General features: G+C 52.4%; 1 rRNA gene. It reads left to right on the forward strand.

Annotated elements, in window-relative coordinates:
- Positions 1 to 37: 37 nt before the first annotated feature.
- Positions 38 to 1,782: ribosomal RNA gene (locus V2S86_RS25270) — 23S ribosomal RNA — on the forward strand; the annotation flags it as partial.

Here is a 1,782-nt window from a genome sequence, read left to right on the forward strand (position 1 = left end):
GTGCTTCTTTGTTTACAAAGACACCTTCGGGTTGTGAGGTTAAGTGACTAAGCGTACACGGTGGATGCCTAGGCAGTCAGAGGCGATGAAGGGCGTGCTAATCTGCGAAAAGTGTCGGTAAGGTGATATGAACCGTTATAACCGGCAATACCCGAATGGGGAAACCCAGTGCAATTCGTTGCACTATCGTTAAGTGAATACATAGCTTAACGAGGCGAACCGGGGGAACTGAAACATCTAAGTACCCCGAGGAAAAGAAATCAACCGAGATTCCCCCAGTAGCGGCGAGCGAACGGGGAACAGCCCAGAACCTGAATCAGTTTGTGTGTTAGTGGAAGCGTCTGGAAAGTCGCGCAGTAAAGGGTGATAGCCCCGTACACTAAAATGCACCTTCTGTGAGTTCGATGAGTAGGGCGGGACACGTGACATCCTGTCTGAATATGGGGGGACCATCCTCCAAGGCTAAATACTCCTGACTGACCGATAGTGAACCAGTACCGTGAGGGAAAGGCGAAAAGAACCCCGGCGAGGGGAGTGAAATAGAACCTGAAACCGTGTACGTACAAGCAGTGGGAGCCTACTTTGTTGGGTGACTGCGTACCTTTTGTATAATGGGTCAGCGACTTATATTTTGTAGCAAGGTTAACCGTATAGGGGAGCCGTAGGGAAACCGAGTCTTAACTGGGCGAATAGTTGCAAGGTATAGACCCGAAACCCGGTGATCTAGCCATGGGCAGGTTGAAGGTTGGGTAACACTAACTGGAGGACCGAACCGACTAATGTTGAAAAATTAGCGGATGACTTGTGGCTGGGGGTGAAAGGCCAATCAAACCGGGAGATAGCTGGTTCTCCCCGAAAGCTATTTAGGTAGCGCCTCGTGAACTCATCTTCGGGGGTAGAGCACTGTTTCGGCTAGGGGGCCATCCCGGCTTACCAAACCGATGCAAACTCCGAATACCGAAGAATGTTATCACGGGAGACACACGGCGGGTGCTAACGTCCGTCGTGAAGAGGGAAACAACCCAGACCGCCAGCTAAGGTCCCAAAGTCATGGTTAAGTGGGAAACGATGTGGGAAGGCATAGACAGCCAGGATGTTGGCTTAGAAGCAGCCATCATTTAAAGAAAGCGTAATAGCTCACTGGTCGAGTCGGCCTGCGCGGAAGATGTAACGGGGCTAAACCATGCACCGAAGCTGCGGCAGCGACGCTTAGGCGTTGTTGGGTAGGGGAGCGTTCTGTAAGCCGTTGAAGGTGGCCTGTGAGGGTTGCTGGAGGTATCAGAAGTGCGAATGCTGACATAAGTAACGATAAAGCGGGTGAAAAACCCGCTCGCCGGAAGACCAAGGGTTCCTGTCCAACGTTAATCGGGGCAGGGTGAGTCGACCCCTAAGGCGAGGCCGAAAGGCGTAGTCGATGGGAAACAGGTTAATATTCCTGTACTCGGTGTTACTGCGAAGGGGGGACGGAGAAGGCTAGGCTAGCCGGGCGACGGTTGTCCCGGTTTAAGCGTGTAGGGGGAGAGAATTGGTAAATCCGTTCTCTTATTCAACCCTGAGGCGTGATGACGATGCACTACGGTGCAGAAGTAGTTGATGCCAAGCTTCCAGGAAAAGCCTCTAAGCATCAGGTAACACAGAATCGTACCCCAAACCGACACAGGTGGTCAGGTAGAGAATACCAAGGCGCTTGAGAGAACTCGGGTGAAGGAACTAGGCAAAATGGTGCCGTAACTTCGGGAGAAGGCACGCTGGCGCGTAGGTGAAGAGACTTGCTCTCGGAGC

This window comes from Serratia sp. C2(1), assembly GCF_036352655.1.
GTDB lineage: Bacteria > Pseudomonadota > Gammaproteobacteria > Enterobacterales > Enterobacteriaceae > Serratia > Serratia inhibens.